This is a genomic window from Paraburkholderia sp. 22099, assembly GCF_052045835.1.
GTDB classification, from domain to species: domain Bacteria; phylum Pseudomonadota; class Gammaproteobacteria; order Burkholderiales; family Burkholderiaceae; genus Paraburkholderia; species Paraburkholderia terricola.
The window spans coordinates 176445-196073 of the sequence record NZ_JBQEPU010000005.1; the positions used below are offsets into that span (position 1 = coordinate 176445).

At 63.7% G+C, this 19629-nt stretch carries 16 protein-coding genes and 2 pseudogenes; 10 read left to right on the forward strand and 8 right to left on the reverse strand.

The window, feature by feature from the left end; all coding sequences use genetic code 11:
• Position 1: 1 nt before the first annotated feature.
• From preA to ACTJLC_RS07265, 3 genes are all read right to left on the reverse strand, one after another.
• Positions 2–1336: an NAD-dependent dihydropyrimidine dehydrogenase subunit PreA gene (gene preA / locus ACTJLC_RS07255; protein ID WP_073430525.1), complete on the reverse strand. Its 1335-nt coding sequence runs from the start codon at positions 1334–1336 to the stop codon at positions 2–4.
• Between the two features lie 60 nt (positions 1337–1396).
• Entirely contained in the window at positions 1397–2752 is a 1356-nt protein-coding gene (locus ACTJLC_RS07260) for an NAD(P)-dependent oxidoreductase (protein WP_073430526.1), read from the reverse strand.
• Positions 2753–2890: 138 nt separating this feature from the next.
• On the reverse strand, positions 2891–4177 hold the full coding sequence (locus ACTJLC_RS07265; protein ID WP_073430527.1) for a Zn-dependent hydrolase: 1287 nt from the start codon (positions 4175–4177) through the stop codon (positions 2891–2893).
• A 302-nt stretch (positions 4178–4479) separates the two neighbouring features.
• Here ACTJLC_RS07265 and ACTJLC_RS07270 point away from each other — a divergent pair, with 302 nt between their 5' ends.
• Complete coding sequence (locus ACTJLC_RS07270; RefSeq protein WP_073430528.1) at positions 4480–5220, forward strand: TetR/AcrR family transcriptional regulator; 741 nt, start codon at positions 4480–4482, stop codon at positions 5218–5220.
• Between the two features lie 69 nt (positions 5221–5289).
• Positions 5290–5454 (forward strand): type II toxin-antitoxin system Phd/YefM family antitoxin, encoded by a 165-nt coding sequence (locus ACTJLC_RS07275; RefSeq protein WP_143031958.1) that lies wholly within the window; start codon positions 5290–5292, stop codon positions 5452–5454.
• A gap of 113 nt (positions 5455–5567) precedes the next feature.
• Here the strand turns inward: ACTJLC_RS07275 and boxA are convergent, their stop codons facing one another.
• The 4 genes from boxA to ACTJLC_RS07295 form a co-directional block, all read right to left on the reverse strand.
• On the reverse strand, positions 5568–6794 hold the full coding sequence (gene boxA / locus ACTJLC_RS07280; RefSeq protein WP_073430529.1) for a benzoyl-CoA 2,3-epoxidase subunit BoxA: 1227 nt from the start codon (positions 6792–6794) through the stop codon (positions 5568–5570).
• A 60-nt stretch (positions 6795–6854) separates the two neighbouring features.
• Positions 6855–8282 carry a benzoyl-CoA 2,3-epoxidase subunit BoxB gene (gene boxB / locus ACTJLC_RS07285; protein WP_073430530.1) on the reverse strand — a complete coding sequence of 476 codons (1428 nt, stop codon included), beginning with the start codon at positions 8280–8282 and terminating at the stop codon, positions 6855–6857.
• 108 nt (positions 8283–8390) lie between these two features.
• A complete protein-coding gene (gene boxC / locus ACTJLC_RS07290) occupies positions 8391–10064 on the reverse strand; it encodes a 2,3-epoxybenzoyl-CoA dihydrolase (RefSeq protein WP_073430531.1) in 1674 nt (557 codons plus the stop codon).
• Between the two features lie 114 nt (positions 10065–10178).
• Positions 10179–11171: a helix-turn-helix transcriptional regulator gene (locus ACTJLC_RS07295; RefSeq protein ID WP_073430532.1), complete on the reverse strand. Its 993-nt coding sequence runs from the start codon at positions 11169–11171 to the stop codon at positions 10179–10181.
• A 185-nt stretch (positions 11172–11356) separates the two neighbouring features.
• Between ACTJLC_RS07295 and ACTJLC_RS07300 the strand changes: the two genes are divergently transcribed.
• The 7 genes and pseudogenes from ACTJLC_RS07300 to ACTJLC_RS07330 all read left to right on the forward strand — a co-directional run bounded on the left by ACTJLC_RS07300 (position 11357) and on the right by ACTJLC_RS07330 (position 18772).
• Positions 11357–11836 carry a DUF4863 family protein gene (locus ACTJLC_RS07300; protein WP_073430533.1) on the forward strand — a complete coding sequence of 160 codons (480 nt, stop codon included), beginning with the start codon at positions 11357–11359 and terminating at the stop codon, positions 11834–11836.
• 15 nt (positions 11837–11851) lie between these two features.
• Positions 11852–12172: pseudogene (locus ACTJLC_RS07305) on the forward strand (3,4-dehydroadipyl-CoA semialdehyde dehydrogenase); the annotation flags it as partial.
• A gap of 214 nt (positions 12173–12386) precedes the next feature.
• Entirely contained in the window at positions 12387–13979 is a 1593-nt protein-coding gene (locus ACTJLC_RS07310) for a benzoate-CoA ligase family protein (protein ID WP_073430534.1), read from the forward strand.
• Positions 13980–13987: 8 nt separating this feature from the next.
• Positions 13988–14821, forward strand: a complete 834-nt coding sequence (locus ACTJLC_RS07315; RefSeq protein WP_440843384.1) for an alpha/beta fold hydrolase — start codon at positions 13988–13990, stop codon at positions 14819–14821.
• 374 nt (positions 14822–15195) lie between these two features.
• The gene (locus ACTJLC_RS07320) at positions 15196–16074 is read left to right on the forward strand and encodes a prohibitin family protein (protein ID WP_084561449.1); all 879 of its coding nucleotides are present in this window, start codon (positions 15196–15198) and stop codon (positions 16072–16074) included.
• Between the two features lie 176 nt (positions 16075–16250).
• Positions 16251–16580 (forward strand): hypothetical protein, encoded by a 330-nt coding sequence (locus tag ACTJLC_RS07325; RefSeq protein WP_073430536.1) that lies wholly within the window; start codon positions 16251–16253, stop codon positions 16578–16580.
• Positions 16581–16660: 80 nt separating this feature from the next.
• Positions 16661–18772, forward strand: a complete 2112-nt coding sequence (locus ACTJLC_RS07330; RefSeq protein ID WP_073430537.1) for a phosphocholine-specific phospholipase C — start codon at positions 16661–16663, stop codon at positions 18770–18772.
• 141 nt (positions 18773–18913) lie between these two features.
• Here the strand turns inward: ACTJLC_RS07330 and ACTJLC_RS07335 are convergent, their stop codons facing one another.
• Positions 18914–19294, reverse strand: a complete 381-nt coding sequence (locus ACTJLC_RS07335; protein ID WP_073430538.1) for a DUF5594 family protein — start codon at positions 19292–19294, stop codon at positions 18914–18916.
• 51 nt (positions 19295–19345) lie between these two features.
• Here ACTJLC_RS07335 and ACTJLC_RS07340 point away from each other — a divergent pair.
• Positions 19346–19609 (forward strand): annotated as a pseudogene (locus tag ACTJLC_RS07340) (DUF2000 family protein); the annotation flags it as partial.
• Between the last annotated feature and the right edge of the window lie 20 nt (positions 19610–19629).

The window sequence follows — 19629 nt, forward strand, 5'->3', positions numbered from 1 at the left end:
TTCAAGCCGCCTTGGCCGCATGAGCCTGCGCGTGTTCGGCGGTTTCAGCCGCGCTCGATGTGTCGCTCTCTTGCGCCGTCGCCCTCGTGGGATTGTTCGGATGCGTGGTCCAGTTCGCGTACTCGCCGTTGTCCACGCGTTCCATCGTGATGCACTGCTCCACCGGGCATACGTGCATGCACAGATTGCAGCCGACGCACTCGGAGTCCATCACTTCAAAATGCCGGACGCCATCTTTTTCTTTCATGATCGCCTGGTGCGCGGTGTCCTCGCAGGCGATATGGCACAGCCCGCACTGAATGCACTTGTCCTGATCGATGCGCGCCTTGATGTCGTATTTGAGGTTCAGGTATTTCCAGTCGGTGACGTTCGGCACCGCGCGGCCGCGAATCTCGTCGAGCGTCGCGTAGCCTTTTTCGTCCATCCAGTTCGAAAGGCCATCGGCCAGATCGGAGACGATGCGAAACCCGTAGTGCATCGCCGCCGTGCAGACCTGCACGCTTCCCGCGCCCAGCACGATGAATTCCGCGGCGTCGCGCCACGTCGAAATGCCGCCGATGCCGGAGATCGGCAGATTCGGCGTTTCCACGTCGCGGGCGATTTCCGCGACCATGTTCAGTGCGATCGGCTTCACCGCCGGGCCGCAGTAGCCGCCGTGCGTGCCTTTGCCATCGACCATCGGCAACGGCGACATCGCGTCCAGATCGACCGCGACGATCGAGTTGATCGTATTGATCAGCGAGACGCCGTCGGCGCCGCCTTGATACGCCGCGCGCGAACCGAGCCGAATGTCGCTGATATTCGGCGTGAGCTTCACGAGGCACGGCAGCTTCGTGCCTTCCTTGACCCAGCGCGTGACCATCTCGATGTACTCGGGCACCTGGCCCACCGCCGCGCCCATGCCGCGTTCGCTCATGCCATGCGGACAACCGAAATTCAATTCCACCGCGTCGGCGCCGGTGTCCTCGACGAGCGGCAGGATCCATTTCCAGTCGCGTTCGTTGCACGGCACCATCAGCGAGACGATCATCGCGCGCTCGGGCCAGTCGCGCTTGACTTGCGCGATCTCGCGCAGATTGACGTCGAGCGGACGGTCCGTGATCAGTTCGATGTTGTTCAGGCCCGCGATGCGCTGGCCGTTCCATTGCACCGCGCCGTAGCGCGAGCTGACGTTCACGACGTGCGGGTCGAGGCCGAGCGTCTTCCACACCACGCCGCCCCAGCCCGCTTCGAACGCGCGGTTCACGTTATAGGCTTTGTCGGTCGGCGGCGCGGAAGCGAGCCAGAAAGGATTCGGCGAGGTGATGCCGGCAATCGTACAGCGCAGATCGGCCATGTTCGGCTCCTTGGGGACTGCTGTTTTTGTCTGGTGTGATGCGTGGCTTCGCGGCCGCCGCTAGGCGGCCTTGATCGCCATGCGGGCGAACTGCGCATCGATCGCCGCGGCGGCGAGCTTGCCGTCCTGCACCGCCTGCACCGTGAGATCCACGCCGCCGGTCGCCGCGCAATCGCCGCCCGCCCAGACGCCTGCAAGCGAGGTCTGCCCGTTCGCATCGACGGCGATGCGGCTGCCGTCGAGCGTCAGCAATTCCCGTTCGATACCCACGGCAACCAGCGTTTGACCGATCGCCTTGAGCACCATGTCGGCCTCGACCACGAAGCGCTCCTGCGCCTGATTGCCTTCGTCCGCTGTACGTTCGAATTCGACACCGGTGACGACGCCGCCCTCGCCGATCAACCGCACCGGCCTCGCATGCGTGACGAGCGTGACGCCGTTGGTCTGCGCGAACTCGCGCTCGGCCCACGTCGCGCTCATCGCTTCCACGCCGCGCCGGTACGCCATCGTCACGGCGGTCGCGCCGAGCTTGCGGCTCTGCACGGCGGCGTCCACCGCCGTATTGCCGCCGCCGATCACGACCACGCGGCGGCCTACCGGCACCGTGCCGAGGTCGCTCGCGTCGCGCACCTGTTCGATGAAATCCACCGCGTTCATCACGCCGCTCAGGTCTTCGCCTTCCATCGCCAGCGCGCGCACGCCGGTCAGGCCGATCGCGAGAAACACGGCGTCATGGTTCTTGCGCAGCGTGTCGAGCGTGACGTCACGCCCGAGCGCCACGCCGTATTCGATCTCGATGCCGCCGACCGAACACAGCCACGCCACTTCCCGCTGTGCGAAATCGTCGACGGTTTTGTAAGCGGCAATGCCGTATTCGTTGAGGCCGCCCGCTTTCTCGCGGGCGTCGAAGAGGGTGACGCGATGCCCCGCGAGCGCGAGCCGATGCGCGCACGCGAGCCCCGCCGGTCCCGCGCCGACCACCGCGACGTGCCGCCCTGTTTCCGCCGCGCGCTTGAACAGCACCTCGCCGCGCGCCATCGCCCAATCGGTCGCATGGCGTTGCAGCGCGCCGATCGCCACCGGCTTCGCGTCCTGGTGGTTACGCACGCAAGCCCCCTCGCAAAGAATCTCGGTCGGGCAGACGCGCGCGCACATGCCGCCCATCGGATTGGCCGACAGGATATCGACGGCGGCGCCCTTCAGATTGCCGTTGCCGATCTTGCGGATGAAGCCGGGAATGTCGATCCGTGTCGGGCACGCATTCACGCATGGCGCGTCGTAGCAGTAGTGGCAGCGGCTCGCCGCCGCGGCCGCGGCGCTTGCGTCGAGCAAGGGCGCGATGTCGGAGAACTCGCACGCCAACTGCTCGGGCGACAGGCGCTGCGCGGCAATGTCGCCGGTTTGCTTGATGGCCATACACGTTCCTTCTTCGTTGTGAGGACGTAGCCGTACCTGCCGGCTGCGTTTCAGGCGAAGCCGGGACGGCGTGTTTCATGGGCACTACGGTGAAGCGAGTGATGCAACCGAATCACGCAACCGCTGCCGCAAAAAGCGTTATGAAACCGGCTCGCACGCCCGTTCGAGCATCGCGTGCAACAACACGTTGGCGCCCGCCTCGATCCATTCGAAGGTGGCGTCCTCGATTTCGTTATGGCTGATCCCGTCGACGCAAGGCACGAACACCATCGAAGTGGGCGCGACTTGCGACAGATAACAGGCGTCGTGCCCCGCGCCGGACACCATGTTGCGATGCGGATAGCCGAAACGTTCGGCCGCGGCGCGCACGGATTTCACGCAGGCTTCGTCGAACGCGACCGGCGCGTAGTAAAAGATCTGTTCCAGTTCGGTTTCGAGACCGATGCCGCTCGCGATCTTCGCCACGCCTTCACGCAGCGCGGCATCCATCTTCGCGAGCACCGCATCGTCGGGATGACGAAAGTCGACGGTGAAAAACACGCGGCCGGGAATCACGTTGCGCGAGTTCGGATGGACTTGCATCATGCCGACCGTCGCGCAGCCGAACGGCGCGTTATCGAGTCCGATGCGATTGACCAGATCGACCACGCGCGCGGCGCCGAGCAATGCGTCGCGACGGCGCGGCATCGGCGTCGGACCCGCATGCGCCTCCTGTCCCGTCAACGTGATCTCGTACCAGCGCTGACCTTGCGCGTCCGTCACCACGCCGATGGTTTTCTGCTCGGCTTCGAGAATCGGCCCCTGTTCGATATGCAGTTCAAAAGCCGCATGCAACGCGCGCCCGCCGCACGGAACATCGCCCGCATAGCCGATGCGTTGCAGTTCCTCGCCGATGGTCTTGCCGTCCACGTCCTTGCGCGAGAGGCCATACTCCAACGTGAACACGCCGGCGAACACGCCCGACGCGACCATCGCCGGCGCGAAGCGCGAGCCTTCCTCGTTGGTCCAGATCACTACTTCGACGGGGTGCTCGGTCTCGATGCCGTGATCGTTCAGGCTGCGAATCACTTCGAGACCGCCGAGCACGCCATAGATGCCGTCGAAGCGGCCGCCGGTCGGCTGCGAGTCCGCGTGCGAGCCGGTCATCACCGGCAGCGCATCCGGGTTGCGCCCGGCGCGGCGCATGAACACATTGCCCATCTGATCGACACTGACCGTGCAGCCCGCTTCCTTCGCCCAGCCGACGATCAGATCGCGCCCCTGCTTGTCGAGGTCAGTGAGCGCGAGACGGCAAACGCCGCCCTTGGGCGTCGCGCCGATCTTCGCCATCGTCATCAGGCTGTCCCACAGCCGATGGCCGTCGACCTTGATCGACGTAGCGGGTTCTCGGTGGGCCTTCTTCAGCGCTTCGGATACCGCGTTCATTCGTCTCGCTCCTTTCGGTGAACCGACATGAAACTGGTGCATTGACGGCGAATTCTGGGGCGTGGCCGCACGGCGGCGGTGCACATTCGATCGCTTCGCTCGCCCCTTAGGGAAAGGGCAAACCCTGGGGCATCGCCCGCTCCCTCAATCCTGTCCAGTTGGACAGGTTGTAGACGATTAAGACCGCCAAATCAATGCCTTTCGTGCGGTGACAAACAGAGCGAGAAGCGTGCCATTGCATCGCAGCACGCGCTCGATGCGCGTGGCGAATCCGCATGTCCACGCGCCGCCAAACGACTAGAATGAAGCGCGACGCGGCACACATGCCGCTGCGGGTGAACATGAGAGACGACCACGTGGCTGCCGACATCACCGAAAACGAAGAAACGCGCGCACCTTTGCGGCGGCGCAAGGCGCACATTCGCGAGTCGAATGAAGCGCATCTTCTGGCGTGCGCCGAGGCGGTTTTCGCCGAGCGCGGGCTGGAGGGCGCCAGCACCGCGATGATCGCCGAACGTGCGGGTTTACCAAAAGCCAACTTGCATTACTACTTCCCGACCAAGCTCGCGTTGTACCGGCGCGTGCTGGAAGACCTGTTCGAGGATTGGTATCGCGCGGCGGATACGTTCGAATGCAGCGACGATCCGGTCGAGGCGATCGGCGGCTATGTACGCGCGAAAATGGAACTGTCGCGGCGCCGGCCGCTCGGCTCGAAGGTGTGGGCGAGCGAGATCATTCACGGCGCCGAGCACATGGACGACATACTCACGCAACGCGTGAAGCCGTGGCTCGACAGCCGTGTGAAAGTGATCGACGACTGGATCGCGCGCGGCCTGCTCGCGCCGGTGAATGCGCAAACGCTGATGTACATGATCTGGGCGACCACGCAGCATTACGCCGACTTCGACGCGCAGATTCGCGCGCTCAGGGGCAAGCGCGCGTTGACGCAAAAAGCGTTCGAGGCGACGACGGAAGAAGTGGTGCAGTTGGTGATTCGGGCGTGCGGGGCGGTGTCGCCTGGGCAGGCTGGAGGCTCGCGTTAGAACAGGTAGTGGAAATCGCCGAATTTCATTTAGGATGATGCCTTCGGGCAGATGGCTATGGAAAAAGTCATGCAAGACAAGCGGGTATCCAAGTCCGAGTTCAAAGCCAAGGCGCTGGAATTTTTTCGGCAAATCGAATCTTCCGGCGAAAGCATGATCGTCACGGATCACGGCAAACCAGCGCTGGAAGTACGGCCCTACCACGGTGCAGAGCGCCTCAGTTGTGCGTTATGACGAGTCAGCTTCGCCTATCGAAGAAGACGACTGGGAGACCGCACAGTGACCATCTGGTAAAAAACGCAGGGCTCGCAAGCGCGCGAGCCGCTTCGCGTGGAAACGTAAGCCGCTCAATACGTCTCCAGATGCAACCGCCCTTCCCGCTTCAACTTCGCCCACAGCGCGTCCCAATCCATCCGATGCTGCTCGCCGATTTCCCTGAGCGCCTGCAGCACGCCCTCTTCCATGCCCTTCAACCCGCACACGTAGATATGCGTGTTGTCGTCCTTGAGCAGCTGCGCGACATCGACCGCGCGCTCGCGCATCGCGTCCTGCACGTAGCGCTTCGCCTGCCCCGGCGTGCGTGAAAACGCCAGATTCGTATCGATGAAATCCTTCGGCAGATTCGTGAGCGGCCCAAAATACGGCAACTCTTCTTTCGTGCGCGCGCCGAAGAACAGCATCAGCTTGCCGGTCGCGCCTTTCAGCCGGCGACGCCGACGATACTCGGTCATCGCGCGCATTGGCGCCGAACCGGTGCCCGTGCAAATCATCAGCAGATGCGAGTTCGGATGGTTCGGCATCAGGAACGTACCGCCGAACGGGCCGATCACGTTGACCACGTCGCCCTTCTTCAGATCGCACAGATAGTTCGAGCACACGCCGTCGATCGCATCGCCGTGCTGTTGCGACACACGTTTTACCGTCAGCGACACGTTGTTATAGCCGGGCCGTTCGCCGTCGCGCGGACTCGCGATCGAATACTGGCGCGCGTGATGCGTTCGGCCATCGGCGCTCGCGCCCGGCGGCAGAATGCCGATCGATTGGCCTTCCAGCACCGGAAACGGCATCGAACCGAAATCGAGCACGATGTGATGAATGTCGCTATCGGTCGAAGCGTCCGTGAGCCGGTAGTTGCCGACCACCGTCGCGGTGGTCGGCGCCTTGTGCGTGTAGAGATTCACGTAAGGCTTCGCCGCCGACCACGGCGGCACCACCGAGCCGCGCACGGTGTCCACTTCGACGCCGCTCGCGTCCGCCGCCGGATCCCCCGGCGCTTCATCGGCGGCGGGAACCGCCATCGTGTTCTGTTCCGGCAAGACGTCCCACGTGAACTGCTCGTCGACCGGATAGGCATCGGCCTTCGATACCGTGCGCCAGTTATCGATCGCGCCGGTCGGACACGGCGGCACGCATGCCATGCAGCCATTGCACACATCGGCCTTCACGACATAGTTGTTGTCATCGTGCGTGATCGCATCGACCGGGCAAGTCTCTTCGCAGGTATTGCAGCGAATGCAGATTTCCGGATCGATCAGATGCTGCCTGAGAACCTCGATCGACACTGGGCCGTTCATCACTACCTCCACCTCTATTGCGGCGCATGCGTGCCACGCGCATCCCGGCTTCTCGTGCGTTCAGTTAAAGCGCACGTATTCGAAATCGACCGGCTGGCGATTGACGCCCATCGCCGGCGGCGCAATCCAGTTCGCGAACTTGCCGGGTTCCGTGACGCACCCCATCAGCGACGCGACATACGCGCGGTCTTCCGGCGTGGCGAGCCACTTCGCCTCGTTGGCGGCCCATTCGGTTTCGCTCACCACGCGGCCATCGGGCGACACGCGCGTGCCCGCAAACGTGCCGATCTGGCGATTGAACGCCTTATGCGGCACCGTCATGCGGAAATCGATGCCGGCCTTGTCGAGCACCTTGTTCCAGCGCCCCACGCCCGCCATCGAGTCCTTGATGTAATCGTCGCGCAGCACTTCGTTCATGGCGTTGAGCATCGGCACTTCGCGCTCGACCAGCTTGCCGTCCTGCACGTCGAGCAGCTTGTAGCGCTGCCCGCTCAACTGATGATCGTCGTCGCGCTTGTTCTCTTCATAGCGTCCCTTCAAACCCGAGCTATAGAACGTAGCCGCATTCGATGAATGATCGGCGCCGAACAGGTCGATCGTCACCGAGTAATGGAAGTTCAGATAGCGCTGGATAGTCGGCAGATCGATCACGCCGGCCGCGCGAAGTTTCGTGACGTCGTCGGTGCCCAGTTCGTTCATCACTTGCGCGGTGCGCTGGATCACGCGCGACACACCCGATTCGCCGACGAACATGTGATGCGCTTCCTCGGTCAGCATGAACCTGGTGGTGCGCGCGAGCGGATCGAAACCCGACTCGGCGAGCGCGGACAACTGGAACTTGCCGTCGCGATCGGTGAAATACGTGAACATGTAGAACGCGAGCCAGTCCGGCGTTTTCTCATTGAATGCGCCGAGAATGCGCGGATTGTCGTCGTCGCCCGAGCGGCGGCCGAGCAATGCCTCGGCTTCCTCGCGGCCGTCACGGCCGAAATAACGATGCAGCAGATACACCATCGCCCACAAATGGCGGCCTTCCTCCACGTTCACCTGGAACAGATTGCGCAAGTCGTACAGGGAAGGCGCCGTCAAACCGAGATGACGTTGCTGCTCGACCGAAGCCGGCTCCGTATCGCCCTGCGTCACGATGATGCGGCGCAGATTCGCGCGATGCTCGCCGGGCACGTCCTCCCACGCCGCCTCGCCCTTGTGCTCGCCGAAGTGAATCTTGCGGTCCTGCTCGCCGGGCGTCAGAAAAATGCCCCAACGGTAGTCCGGCATTTTCACGTGATCGAAATGCGCCCAGCCGCCCGCATCCACGCTCACCGCCGTGCGCAGATACACGTCGTAACCCTGCGAGCCTTCCGGGCCCATATCGCCCCACCACGACAGAAAGTTCGGCTGCCATTGTTCGAGCGCGCGTTGCAGCGTGCGGTCGTCGGCGAGGTTGACGTTGTTCGGAATCTTTTCGCTGTAGTTGATCGTCGACATGGTCGGTTCCTTGAGCGGATGCAGTGCCGCGCGTATCCGGCGGGCCGCGTTGCGTTAAATCGCGTTAATGGCGTGGATGCTTTTCAGGCGCGCGCATTCACACGCGCATCACACGCGCGAAGCATCGAACTGCGCCTTGCTGCCCTTGCCGTACACCTTGAGCGCGCCTTTCTCGCCCACTGCGTTCGGCCGGTTGAAGATCCAGTTCTGCCATGCGGTGAGACGGCCGAAGATGCGCGTCTCCATCGTCTCGGGCCCGTTGAAGCGCAAGTTCGCTTCGAGGCCGGTGAGCGCATCGGGCGACATCGCGGCGCGTTCTTCGAGCGCGATGCGGATTTCGTCGGCCCAGTCGATATCGTCGGGAGAGGCGGTGACGAGTCCGAGGCGCTCGGCGTCGACCGGTTTGATCGGCTGGCCGATTTTCGAGCGCACGGCGTCGAGCGGTTCGGCTTCTTCATAGAACCGGCGAGCAAGCCGCGACTGATGCGTCACCATCGGATAAAGCCCGAAGTTGACCTCCGAAAGCGTGATGGCCGGCTCCTCGTCCTCATTGCTCGGCAGCGCGGCCATATACGCGCGGTCGGCGGCGAACGCGAGTTCCGCGAAGGTGCCGGCAAAGCACGAGCCCGGTTCGATCAGCGCGAACAGCGAGCGCGACGAGACGTCGATGCGCGCGAGCGTGCGGCGCAGCAGGCCGATCGTTTCGCGCACGAACCAGTGATCGCGGTGCTGCATCAGCGTGGCGTCCGCGGCGAGCAGGTTGCGCGCGTCGCCTTCGGTCTTGAACACCCAGGTGCCGACTCCGAGCTCATTGGTACGCATCGAGAGAATCGCGTCGTCGAGCTCGCGCGCGAATTGCAGCGGCCACCAGTGCGCGCCGGCTGCAACGATGGCGTCGATCTGCGTGGGTTGCTCGGTTGGCGGCGCTTTCGCCGTGAACGTCGCGATGCGCCTGGCGCGCTCGATCGTGACGTCGAGCGTCTGGTACGTCAGGCCGTCTTCGCGGTCGGCGCGTTCGACGCGCGTGAGCATCACGCCGCCCGGCGCATCCCCGGGACGATCGCTTTTTGCCGCGAGTTCAAGCGCGCGCGCCTGGATGGCCTGATCGAACTGATTCGGCTTCACGACTTCATCCACGAGACGCCAGGCTTTCGCGCGCTCGCCGCGAATGCCTTCCACCACCGTGCAGAAGATATCCGCGCGATCGTGGCGCACCTTGCGTTTGTCGGTCACGCGCGTGAGGCCCCCGGTGCCGGGCAACACGCCGAGCAACGGCACTTCCGGCAGCGACACCGACGACGAGCGGTCATCCACCAGATAGATTTCGTCGCAAGCCAGCGCGAGTTCGTAACCGCCGCCGGCGCATGCGCCGTTCACCGCCGCGAGAAACTTCAAGCCCGAGTAACGCGACGAATCCTCGAGACCGTTGCGCGTCTCGTTGGTGAACTTGCAGAAGTTGACCTTCCACGCATGGGAGGACAAACCCAGCATGAAGATGTTGGCGCCCGAGCAGAACACGCGGTCTTTCAGGCTGGTGAGCACCACCGTTTTGACTTCGGGATGCTCGAAGCGGATGCGTTGTATCGCGTCGTGCAGTTCGATATCGACGCCGAGGTCGTATGAGTTCAGCTTCAGCTTGTAGCCGTCGCGGATGCCACCGTCCTCGGCGATATCGATGCCGAGCGTCGCGACCGGACCGTTGAAGCTCAGCTTCCAATGCTTGTACTGCGAGGGATCGGTGCGGTAGTCGACCGGCGCGACCGCGGTTTCTGCTGTGGACATGGGCGTCTCCTGACTTGGACGATGCAACCTGTTTTTGAACAATAGTGCATCGTCATACCCATGTAAAGCACTTTACTTCATGTTTATTGGTAAACCCTAGCGCCGCAATGCATGTCAAATCGCGCGCGCGTCGTCCGGCGATTCCGCCGCAAGCCTTGCGGCAAGCCGGTCGCGTAGCTGCAAATAGGCGTCCGCCAAGGTTTTCTCGCTGGTGTCGAAGCTCATGTCGGCGCGGCCGTACAGCTCGCCGCGACCCGCCAGAATGCGCTTCAGGTCGTCCATCGCTTCGCGGTTGCCCGACATCGGCCGCAGGTCGCCTTGCGCGACCACGCGGCGCATGTGCTCTTCCGGCGCGGCTTGCAGCCACACGGTGAAGCAATGCGACAGCAGCGTATTGAACGTGCCCGACTCCGACACCAGGCCGCCCGGCGACGCGATCACCGCGCGCTCGTGCTCCTGAATCACCGCCTCGAGCGCGCGGTGCTCGTAGCGCCGGTAAGCGCTCGCGCCGTACAGCGAATGAATCTCCGAGGGCGGGCAGCCGGCAAGCTGCTCGATCACGCGCGTCAACTCGACGAACGGCACCTTGCGCTCCTGCGCGAGCATGCGCCCGAGCGTCGATTTGCCCGCGCCGCGCAGCCCGATCAACGCGATCCGGTCCTTGCGATGCGGGTCGCGCGGGGCCTGCGCGAACATCTCGGCGAGCGCCACGCGAGCGCGCTGCAAAGCCGCCTGATCCCGGCCGTGCAGCAGTTCGCGGATCAGCAGCCATTCGGCGGACGCCGTGGTTTCGTCGCCGATCACCTCCGCGAGCGGACAGTTCAAGGTCGTCGCGATCTGCCGCAACACCAGCACCGACGCGTTGCCCACGCCCGATTCCAGATTCGCCAGATGACGCTCCGACAAGCCGGTTTCGGTCGCCAGCGTCTTGCGGGTCATGCCGCGGCGCGCGCGCAAGAGGCGCACGCGCTCGCCCATCGCCGTGAGGAAGGGATCGCGTTCCTCGCGCTCGCCGCCGCGCTCGGTCGCGCTGTCGGGCCGGCCCGCGCGGCCTGCGTCGTCATTGGCGGCGTCGTCCGACGGCGCTGGAGTGTTATTTTGGTTCATGTTTTACTGCCTCACGACTGCAATGTATGTACTATAGTGCTTGACACGGCCTAGGCGAACGGTTAATTTTCGCCAAATATTGATGCAATCACAAACGCCGTCGAGATATTTCGGCCGCGTCACGGAGACGGCTCGACCACACGCATGAACTAACGTGCGTGCGCGGGTCGATATGGAGGGCTCGCATGTCCCCACATGAATTCCAGCGCCTGATCGCGGGCGTGACCGGGCAACTCGCCGGCCGAGCGCTCGACGGCGAACTCGCCGCGTGGTTGAACGCCACCTGGCCCGCGGATAGCGAAACGTTCCGCGCGCTCGCCGACGCATGCCGCACCGGCGTGGCCGAAGGCTGGCTGTGCAGTCGCGAGGGCGGCGGCATTCGCTACGGGCGCATCTTCAAGGCGCTGCCCGACACTCACGGCTTTTCCGTCGACGTGGTGGAGATGAAGGACATTGCCGGTCCGCATCACGTTCATCCTCACGGCGAGATCGACCTGATCATGCCGCTCACCGAAGGCGCCACCTTCGACGGTCATCCGGCCGGCTGGTGCGTGTACGGTCCCGGCAGCGCGCATCGTCCGACCGTGGCGAACGGTCAGGCGCTGGCGCTGTATCTGCTGCCGCAAGGCGCGATCGAATTCACCACGCCCCCCGCTTCCGCCTGACGCACCGAGACAGCCATGACCGAACTTTTGAAGAACTACGTGGATGGCCAATGGGTCGCGGGCAGCGGCGACGGCGTGACCCTGACCGATCCGGTAACAGGCGAGGCGCTGGTGCGCGTGTCGAGCGAGAGCCTCGACCTGGCGCGTGCCTTCGGCTTTGCCCGCGAACAGGCAGGCGCCGCGTTGCGCGCGTTGACCTATGCGCAGCGCACCGCGCGCCTCGCCGAAATCGTCAAGCTGCCGCAAGCCAGGCGCGACGACGACTACGCGATCGCCATCGCGAACTCGGGCACCACGCGCAACGATTCGGCGGTCGATATCGCGCTCGGCTTCTATCACCGGCGCTCGGCGGTTCAGGCATCGAGCGCGGCAATCGACGCGCTGACGCGAACAACCCACTTGCCCGCGGCATAGCGGAAGCCACCTGCGGAAGTACACGCGCAAGCCGCACGCGGAGCGCACGAGACGTACACAAGCAGCAAGCAGCAAGCATCGAGCGGATCAAGAGCAGATAACAGCCGGACCGCCCCTCACCCGTTGGAGGAGACATATGGAAGCCCTGCTGGAACCGGCTGCGAGTCAGCCCGCCGTGACGGTCGAGCCGCCGCCCGCGCTGTTCAATTTCGCGGCTTATCTGTTTCAACTGAACCAGGCGCGCGCCGCCAAAACCGCTTATGTCGACGACACCGGCGCGACCACCTACGGCGAACTGGAGAACCGCGCGCGGCGCTTCGCGAGCGTATTGCGCACGCTCGGCGTGCATCCCGAGGAACGCGTGCTGCTGGTGATGCTCGACACAGTCGAATTGCCGATCGCGTTTCTCGGCGCGCTCCTCGCGGGCGTCGTGCCGGTGGTCGCGAATACGCTGCTCACCGCGCCCGATTACGTGTACATGCTCACGCATAGCCACGCGCGCGCCGTGATCGCATCGGGCGCGTTGCTGGCGAACGTCACGCAGGCGATGGAAGCCACCGAGCACGACGGCTGTCAGTTGATCGTCTCGCAGCCGCGCGAAGGCAACATGCTCGCGACGCCGCTACTCAAGGATCTGCTCGACGCCGCGACGCCGGCAGGCAAATCCGCCGCCACCGGTTGCGACGACATCGCGTTCTGGCTGTACTCGTCCGGCTCGACCGGCAAGCCGAAGGGCACCGTCCACACGCATGCGAATCTCTACTGGACCGCCGAACTGTATGCGAAGCCGATCCTCGGCATTGTGGAGGGCGACGTGGTGTTCTCGGCGGCGAAGCTGTTCTTCGCCTATGGGCTCGGCAATGCGCTGACGTTCCCGCTGTCGGTCGGCGCGACCGCGGTGCTGATGGCGGAGCGCCCCACCGCCGACGCGATCTTCAAGCGTCTCGTGCAGCATCGCCCCACCATCTTTTACGGCGTGCCGACGCTCTACGCGAGCATGCTGGTCTCGCCCAATCTGCCCGCGCGCGCCGATGTCGCGATGCGCGTGTGCGCGTCGGCGGGCGAGGCCTTGCCGCGCGAAATCGGCGAGCGCTTCACCGCGCACTTCGGCTGCGAGATACTCGACGGCATCGGCTCGACGGAAATGCTGCATATCTTCTTGTCGAATCGCGCGGGCTCGGTCGAATACGGCACCACGGGCCGTCCCGTGCCGGGCTATGAAGTCGCGTTGCGCGACGAGTTGGGTCAGCCGGTGCCCGACGGCGAAATCGGCGATCTGTTTATCAAGGGGCCGAGCGCGGCGCTGATGTACTGGAGCAATCGCGAGAAGTCGCGCGCCACGTTTCTCGGCGAATGGATTCGCAGCGGCGACAAGTACTGCCGTCTGCCGAACGGCTGCTATGTGTACGCGGGGCGCAGCGACGACATGCTGAAAGTGAGCGGCCAGTACGTCTCGCCCGTCGAAGTGGAGATGGTGCTCGTGCAGCATGACGCGGTGCTGGAAGCGGCGGTGGTCGGCTTGGATCACGGCGGGCTCGTCAAGACGCGCGCGTTCGTCGTGTTGAAGCGTGAGTTCGCCGCCTCTGAGATACTCGCGGATGAACTGAAAGCCTTCGTCAAGGGACGGCTCGCGCCGCATAAGTACCCGCGCGATATCGTGTTCCTCGACGATTTGCCGAAGACCGCCACCGGCAAGATTCAACGCTTCAAACTGCGCGAACAGTCATGAGGTAATCCATGCAGAACCCCGCCGCCGCAAGCGCCGCCAGCGATTTCGCCGACCTGCCCGCGACGGCGTCGCATGGGCCGTTGCGCATCGAATATCGCTGGGTGAACGAGGCTGCGGGCGATGCGCCGCTCGCCGTGTTCCTGCACGAGGGACTCGGCTCGCTCGCCATGTGGCGCGACTGGCCGCAATCCCTATGCGAGCAACTCGGCATGCGCGGGCTCGTCTATTCACGGCCCGGTTACGGACGCTCCACGCCGCGCGCGCATGACGTGAAATGGCCGGTCGATTTCATGACCGCCCAGGCGCGCGACATTCTGCCCGCCTTGCTCGACGCACTGAATATCGACATGCGTCAGCGCCAACGCATGTGGCTCGTCGGCCATAGCGACGGCGGCTCGATCGCGCTGCTGTACGCGGCGCTCTACCCCGGGGCGTTGGCCGGCGCGGTGGCGATCGCGCCGCACGTATTCGTCGAAGACATTTCGGTGCAAAGCATCGCGCAGACCAAACAGCTTTACGAAACCACCGACCTGCGCGGCAAACTCAGCCGCTATCACGCCGACGTCGATTCGGCGTTTTATGGCTGGAACGACATCTGGCTGAATCCGGCCTTCAGGCAGTGGACCACTGCCGAGGAACTGCCTGCGATCCGCGAGCCGCTGCTCGCGGTGCAAGGTCACGACGACCATTACGGCACGATGGCGCAGATCGAGACGATCGCGCAGCGCGTGCCGCATGCGCGGCTCGTGAAGCTCGACGCTTGCGGACATTCGCCGCATCGCGATGCGCCGCGGGCGTTGAACGAGGCCATTGCCGCGTTCATTGTTCAACAGCGCCAGTAGAACTTCGGCGTTGGGGCATCACATAACTGCGCGATGCCGGCGCGGTTTCCTCATGCGGTTCAAATAAACAACGGCGAGACAACGGCGCAACGTTAAAAACCGCGCCACGCGCATTCGCGTTTCAATTTTCCGCTCTAAAAGATACCGTTGCGCAAGCGTTCAATATGCTTGTAGACTTCGCGATCATTCGTCGGCGCCTTTAATCGCCGGCGACATTAAAAACACAAATTTGCTTAACGATTTCACACTGCTTCAATGCAAAGGAACACGTTTCCCCGTTTGCTGTTGCAGATTTTCATAAGGCCGGCTGCGCAATGCGGATAATTCAGCCCGCCATTTTCTGTTTGTATGACTTCACCTGATAGAACATCGACATGGGCCAAATCATCTTTATTCTTTTTCTTGCCGTCATTATCGGCGCGGCAGCCGTATTCGCATCGAAATCGCTGCGCAAGGATCATCAGCCGCAAATGCGCTATGGCGTAATCATCTTCGTTCTCGTCGTCGCCGTTGGCGCGCTGTTCTCGAGCTTCGTGCAGGTTTCGCAATCGCACATCGGCGTGGTGACGACCTTCGGACATATCGAGGCGGAAACGCTGCCCGAAGGCCCGCACCTGGTGAGCCCGGTATCGCGCCTGCACGAAGTTTTCATCGGGCTCGACGTCGCCAAGGTGGAAGGCGCGCAGGCGGCGTCCAAGGATCTGCAGTCGGTGCACACCGATCTGACGATGAACTACCGCGTCGATCCGAACAAGGTTCGTGCGCTGTATGCCATGGCGCCGTCGCTCCAGTATGAAGCCTCGTATGTGCAGCCAGCCATGTTCGAGGTGTTCAAGGCGGTTGCGGCGCGCTACACCGCGGAAGAACTGGTGACCAGGCGCCAGCAGGTCTCCACCGACATCATGAGCGGACTGATTACGAAACTGAAAGGCTATGGCTTCCTGATCCAGGATATCAACATCACCAATTTCAAGTTCAGCGCGGCGTTCGACCAGGCCATTGAAGCCAAGGTCACCGCGAGCCAGCGCGCCGAGCAGGCGGAGCGCGAACTCGCGCGCGTGAAGTTCGAAGCCGATCAGCAGATCGCCAAGGCGCGCGGCGAGGCCGAATCGATCGCGATTCAGGCGCAAGCGGTCAAGACCAACGGCGGCAAGGAGTATCTGCAACTGCAGGCGATCAACCGCTGGGACGGCAAGCTGCCGACGTACCTGGGCGCGGGCGCGCCGCTGCCGTTCCTGAATCTCGACAAGTAAGCACCGCTTTTGCCATGCCGTTGCCGCTGCCCTTTCGTAGTGCAGCGGCATGCCGACAATAAAAACCCCTCACTACCTCTTCACAAAACTTACACAGGTAAGCGATTATGCTTCTGCATCGCTGACCTGGGCACACGGATGCCCTCGCACCCCTTCCCCGTGCCGGAGTCGTTGCCATGTCCGTTGTGCCGAAGCCATCCCTTGCTGTTTATCGCAAACGTTTGGCGGGCGTGCTGGTCACCGCGTCCTTGTGCGCGCTGATCGGCGCATGCGGCGACGAGGGTCGCGACCCGAGCCAGGCCGGCGCTGCCCGACGTTCAGACAACGCTTCGGCAGATAACAGCAACACCCCGGCGGTCCTCTCAGCCGATCCGTCATCCGCATCACCCGCACCCGCAGCAGTCACGATTCAAAGCCCAGCACTGCCCGCATCAAGCGCCGACCCGGCACTGTCCGCCGCCGCGTCGACGCCGCTCGCCCCACCCGTCATTCATACCGTTGATTGAGTTCCGCGTCCACGCAATGCGCGGGTTGATGCTCGCGCGTCGCGTGGTTCGTTCCTCTACCGAGATCGAAGGCCAAAACCATGACATCAAAAAATCGCCGTGATTTTCTGCGCTCCGCCGCGCATGCCGCCGGGTCCGTGACCGCGTTGAGCATGTTGCCGCTGGGTATTCGCAACGCCCTCGCCATTCCGGCGAACAACGCAACGGGCACCATCCGCGACGTCGAGCACATCGTCGTGCTGATGCAGGAAAACCGCTCGTTCGACCACTACTTCGGCACGCTCAAGGGCGTGCGCGGTTTCGGCGACACGCGCGCGATCAATCTGCCCAACGGCAAACCGGTGTGGTATCAGCCGCTCGCCGCGGATGCCGGCTACGTGCTGCCGTTTCGTCCCACCGCGTCCAACCTCGGCATGCAGTTCCTGCAGGATCTCCCGCACGACTGGAACAGCTCGCAGGCGGCATGGAACGGCGGCCGCTACGATCAGTGGGTGCCCGCGAAGAGCGCCACGACGATGGCCTACCTCACGCGCGAGGACATTCCGTTTCACTACCAGCTCGCCGACGCCTTCACGATCTGCGACGCGTATCACTGCTCGCTGATGGGCCCGACCGATCCGAACCGCTACTACATGTGGAGCGGCTGGGTGGGCAACGACGGCAGCGGCGGCGGTCCGGTGATCGACAATTCCGAGCTCGGCTATGGCTGGTCCACCTACCCGGAAGTGCTGCAAAACGCGGGCATCTCGTGGAAGATCTATCAGGACGTGGGCGTGGGACTCGACGCGAAGGGCTCATGGGGCTGGACCGAGAATCCGTACATCGGCAATTACGGCGACAACTCGCTGCTGTATTTCAACCAGTACCGCAACGCGCAGCCGGGCAACCCGCTGTACGACAACGCGCGCACCGGCACCAACGCGACGAAGGGCGACGGCTATTTCGACATTCTGAAGCGCGACGTGCAGAACAACACGCTGCCGCAAGTCTCGTGGATCACCGCGCCCGAGGCGTATTCCGAGCATCCGAACTGGCCCGCCAATTACGGCGCGTGGTACATCGATCAGGTCTTGCAGATTCTCACGTCGAACCCCGAGGTGTGGAGCAAGACGGTCCTGCTGATCAATTACGACGAGAACGACGGCTTCTTCGATCACATCTCGCCGCCGTTCGCGCCCGCTTCGAGCGCGAATGGCTTGTCCACCGTCGACACGGTCAACGAAATCTATCCCGGCGATGCGAAAAGACCCGCCGGTCCCTACGGACTGGGCGCGCGCGTGCCGATGCTGGTGGTCTCGCCGTGGTCGAAAGGCGGCTATGTGTGCTCGGAACTGTTCGACCATACGTCGGTGATCCGCTTCATCGAACAGCGCTTCGGCGCGCAGAACAATCTGGGCGAAGCGAACATCTCGCCGTGGCGCCGCGCGGTATGCGGCGACCTGACGTCGGCCTTCAACTTCAGCAACCCCAACGATGCGTTCCCGAAGCTGCCGAGCACGAGCGGCTATGTGCCGCCCGATCAGAATCGCCACCCGGACTACGTGCCGCTGCCGCCGGCCGTGCAGGCGGTGCCGAAGCAGGAGCCCGGCGTGCGGCCGGCTCGCGCGCTGCCATATGAACTCTTCGTGCGCGTTCACGGCGAAGGTTCGCTCAATAAGCTCGTGATGCGTTTCGTCAACACGGGCAGCACCGGCGCGGTATTTCTGGTCTACACCGCGAACGGTCTCGCCGCGCCGCGCACCTATACGGTGGAAGCGGGCAAGCGCTTGCAGGACGAGTTGCCGTTGAATGCCGACGGCACGTACGACTTCACCGTGCACGGCCCGAACGGTTATCTGCGGCGCTTTGCGGGCCGGCCGGTCGCCCGTAGCTGGTGGGACGGATCGGGCATCGCGCGTCCTGAAGTCGAGGAAGGCTACGACGTCGCGAACGGCAATCTGCAGTTGCGGCTCATCAATGTGGGCAGCGAGCGTTGCCGCTTCCATATCGTCAACGCCTATGACCCGAAACACGAAATCAAGCATTGGGTGCGCGGCGGCGATACGGACCAGATCTACCTCGACCTGCGCAACGCCTACGGCTGGTACGACCTGGCGATCACGGTGGAGAAGGATGCGCTGTTCGCGCGGCGTTTTGCCGGCCACGTGGAAACCGGCAAGAGCAGCATGAGCGATCCTGCGCTGGGCGGTTGACGCTCGCTTAGCATTCGGTCGAAGCAGTCAGACGTCCGCGGGAAAGATAGCGGCCGCTGCGAATCGAGCAGCGGCCGCTTTTTCATTCGTCTTCGCAAGCGCGCCGCGAGGGGCTTCGAGCGGCTTCGAGCCGCACCGCCGTCACGACTCGAAGTCGAGCCCGCCGATCAACATCACCGGCTCGCCCTGCGTATGCGAGAGAAAATCCAGTTCGCGCGCATGCCGCCAGGCCGTGAGCTTGCGCGGCAACGCGGCCAGATAGTTGTCGAAGCGCGCCGGCTCTCGCGCGCTCACCAACCTTTCAATCTCGTCGCTGTCCCACGTCAGATACAGATTCAACGGATGCGCATAGTGGCGGATATCGTCGATCGGCGCGGCATGGATCCGCACGCGCGTCGGATGCCCGTGGCCGCCGTAAGGCAGCACTTCGGTATGCACGGTGGTGGCGAAACACGCGGCGATGGCCTCGGCGATGCGCGGCGCGAACTGTTCATCGAAACGGGCGGCATTCTGTGGACGCATGGGTGTCTCCGACGCTCTGCGCAATGAGCGAAGCATCGTAGCACGCGTGTGCGGCTGCTCGGTCAACCGATGATGGTGTACCAGGCGGACAACGCCGGTTTGTTGCGGGCCTTTCGCCAGGGCATCGAGCGTGAACTGATGCGCGCGGTCTATGTGCGCGCGATGTTCTCGACCGGCCACGATCAGGCGAACCGCGAGGTGTTCCGCGCCGGACCCGCCGAACCCGCCGATGCGCCCGATCTCGTCGGGCTCGCGGTGCGCGGCGCGAAGAAGGCCGTCGACAAGGCGGTCAAGGGTCTATCGCTGCATGCCTGATTGTCGCGCGCGACGCTTTG

Excerpts from the sequence above, each read along its gene's own strand:
- ACTJLC_RS07295 (WP_073430532.1), bottom strand. The coding sequence starts at position 11,171 with ATGAACCAAAATAACACTCCAGCGCCGTCGGACGACGCCGCCAATGAC.
- ACTJLC_RS07310 (WP_073430534.1), top strand. The coding sequence starts at position 12,387 with ATGGAAGCCCTGCTGGAACCGGCTGCGAGTCAGCCCGCCGTGACGGTC.
- ACTJLC_RS07315 (WP_440843384.1), top strand. The coding sequence starts at position 13,988 with ATGCAGAACCCCGCCGCCGCAAGCGCCGCCAGCGATTTCGCCGACCTG.
- ACTJLC_RS07300 (WP_073430533.1), top strand. The coding sequence starts at position 11,357 with ATGTCCCCACATGAATTCCAGCGCCTGATCGCGGGCGTGACCGGGCAA.
- ACTJLC_RS07265 (WP_073430527.1), bottom strand. The coding sequence starts at position 4,177 with ATGAACGCGGTATCCGAAGCGCTGAAGAAGGCCCACCGAGAACCCGCT.
- ACTJLC_RS07335 (WP_073430538.1), bottom strand. The coding sequence starts at position 19,294 with ATGCGTCCACAGAATGCCGCCCGTTTCGATGAACAGTTCGCGCCGCGC.
- boxB (WP_073430530.1), bottom strand. The coding sequence starts at position 8,282 with ATGTCGACGATCAACTACAGCGAAAAGATTCCGAACAACGTCAACCTC.
- ACTJLC_RS07260 (WP_073430526.1), bottom strand. The coding sequence starts at position 2,752 with ATGGCCATCAAGCAAACCGGCGACATTGCCGCGCAGCGCCTGTCGCCC.
- ACTJLC_RS07275 (WP_143031958.1), top strand. The coding sequence starts at position 5,290 with ATGCAAGACAAGCGGGTATCCAAGTCCGAGTTCAAAGCCAAGGCGCTG.
- ACTJLC_RS07270 (WP_073430528.1), top strand. The coding sequence starts at position 4,480 with ATGAAGCGCGACGCGGCACACATGCCGCTGCGGGTGAACATGAGAGAC.
- ACTJLC_RS07330 (WP_073430537.1), top strand. The coding sequence starts at position 16,661 with ATGACATCAAAAAATCGCCGTGATTTTCTGCGCTCCGCCGCGCATGCC.
- boxC (WP_073430531.1), bottom strand. The coding sequence starts at position 10,064 with ATGTCCACAGCAGAAACCGCGGTCGCGCCGGTCGACTACCGCACCGAT.
- ACTJLC_RS07325 (WP_073430536.1), top strand. The coding sequence starts at position 16,251 with ATGTCCGTTGTGCCGAAGCCATCCCTTGCTGTTTATCGCAAACGTTTG.
- boxA (WP_073430529.1), bottom strand. The coding sequence starts at position 6,794 with ATGAACGGCCCAGTGTCGATCGAGGTTCTCAGGCAGCATCTGATCGAT.
- preA (WP_073430525.1), bottom strand. The coding sequence starts at position 1,336 with ATGGCCGATCTGCGCTGTACGATTGCCGGCATCACCTCGCCGAATCCT.
- ACTJLC_RS07320 (WP_084561449.1), top strand. The coding sequence starts at position 15,196 with ATGGGCCAAATCATCTTTATTCTTTTTCTTGCCGTCATTATCGGCGCG.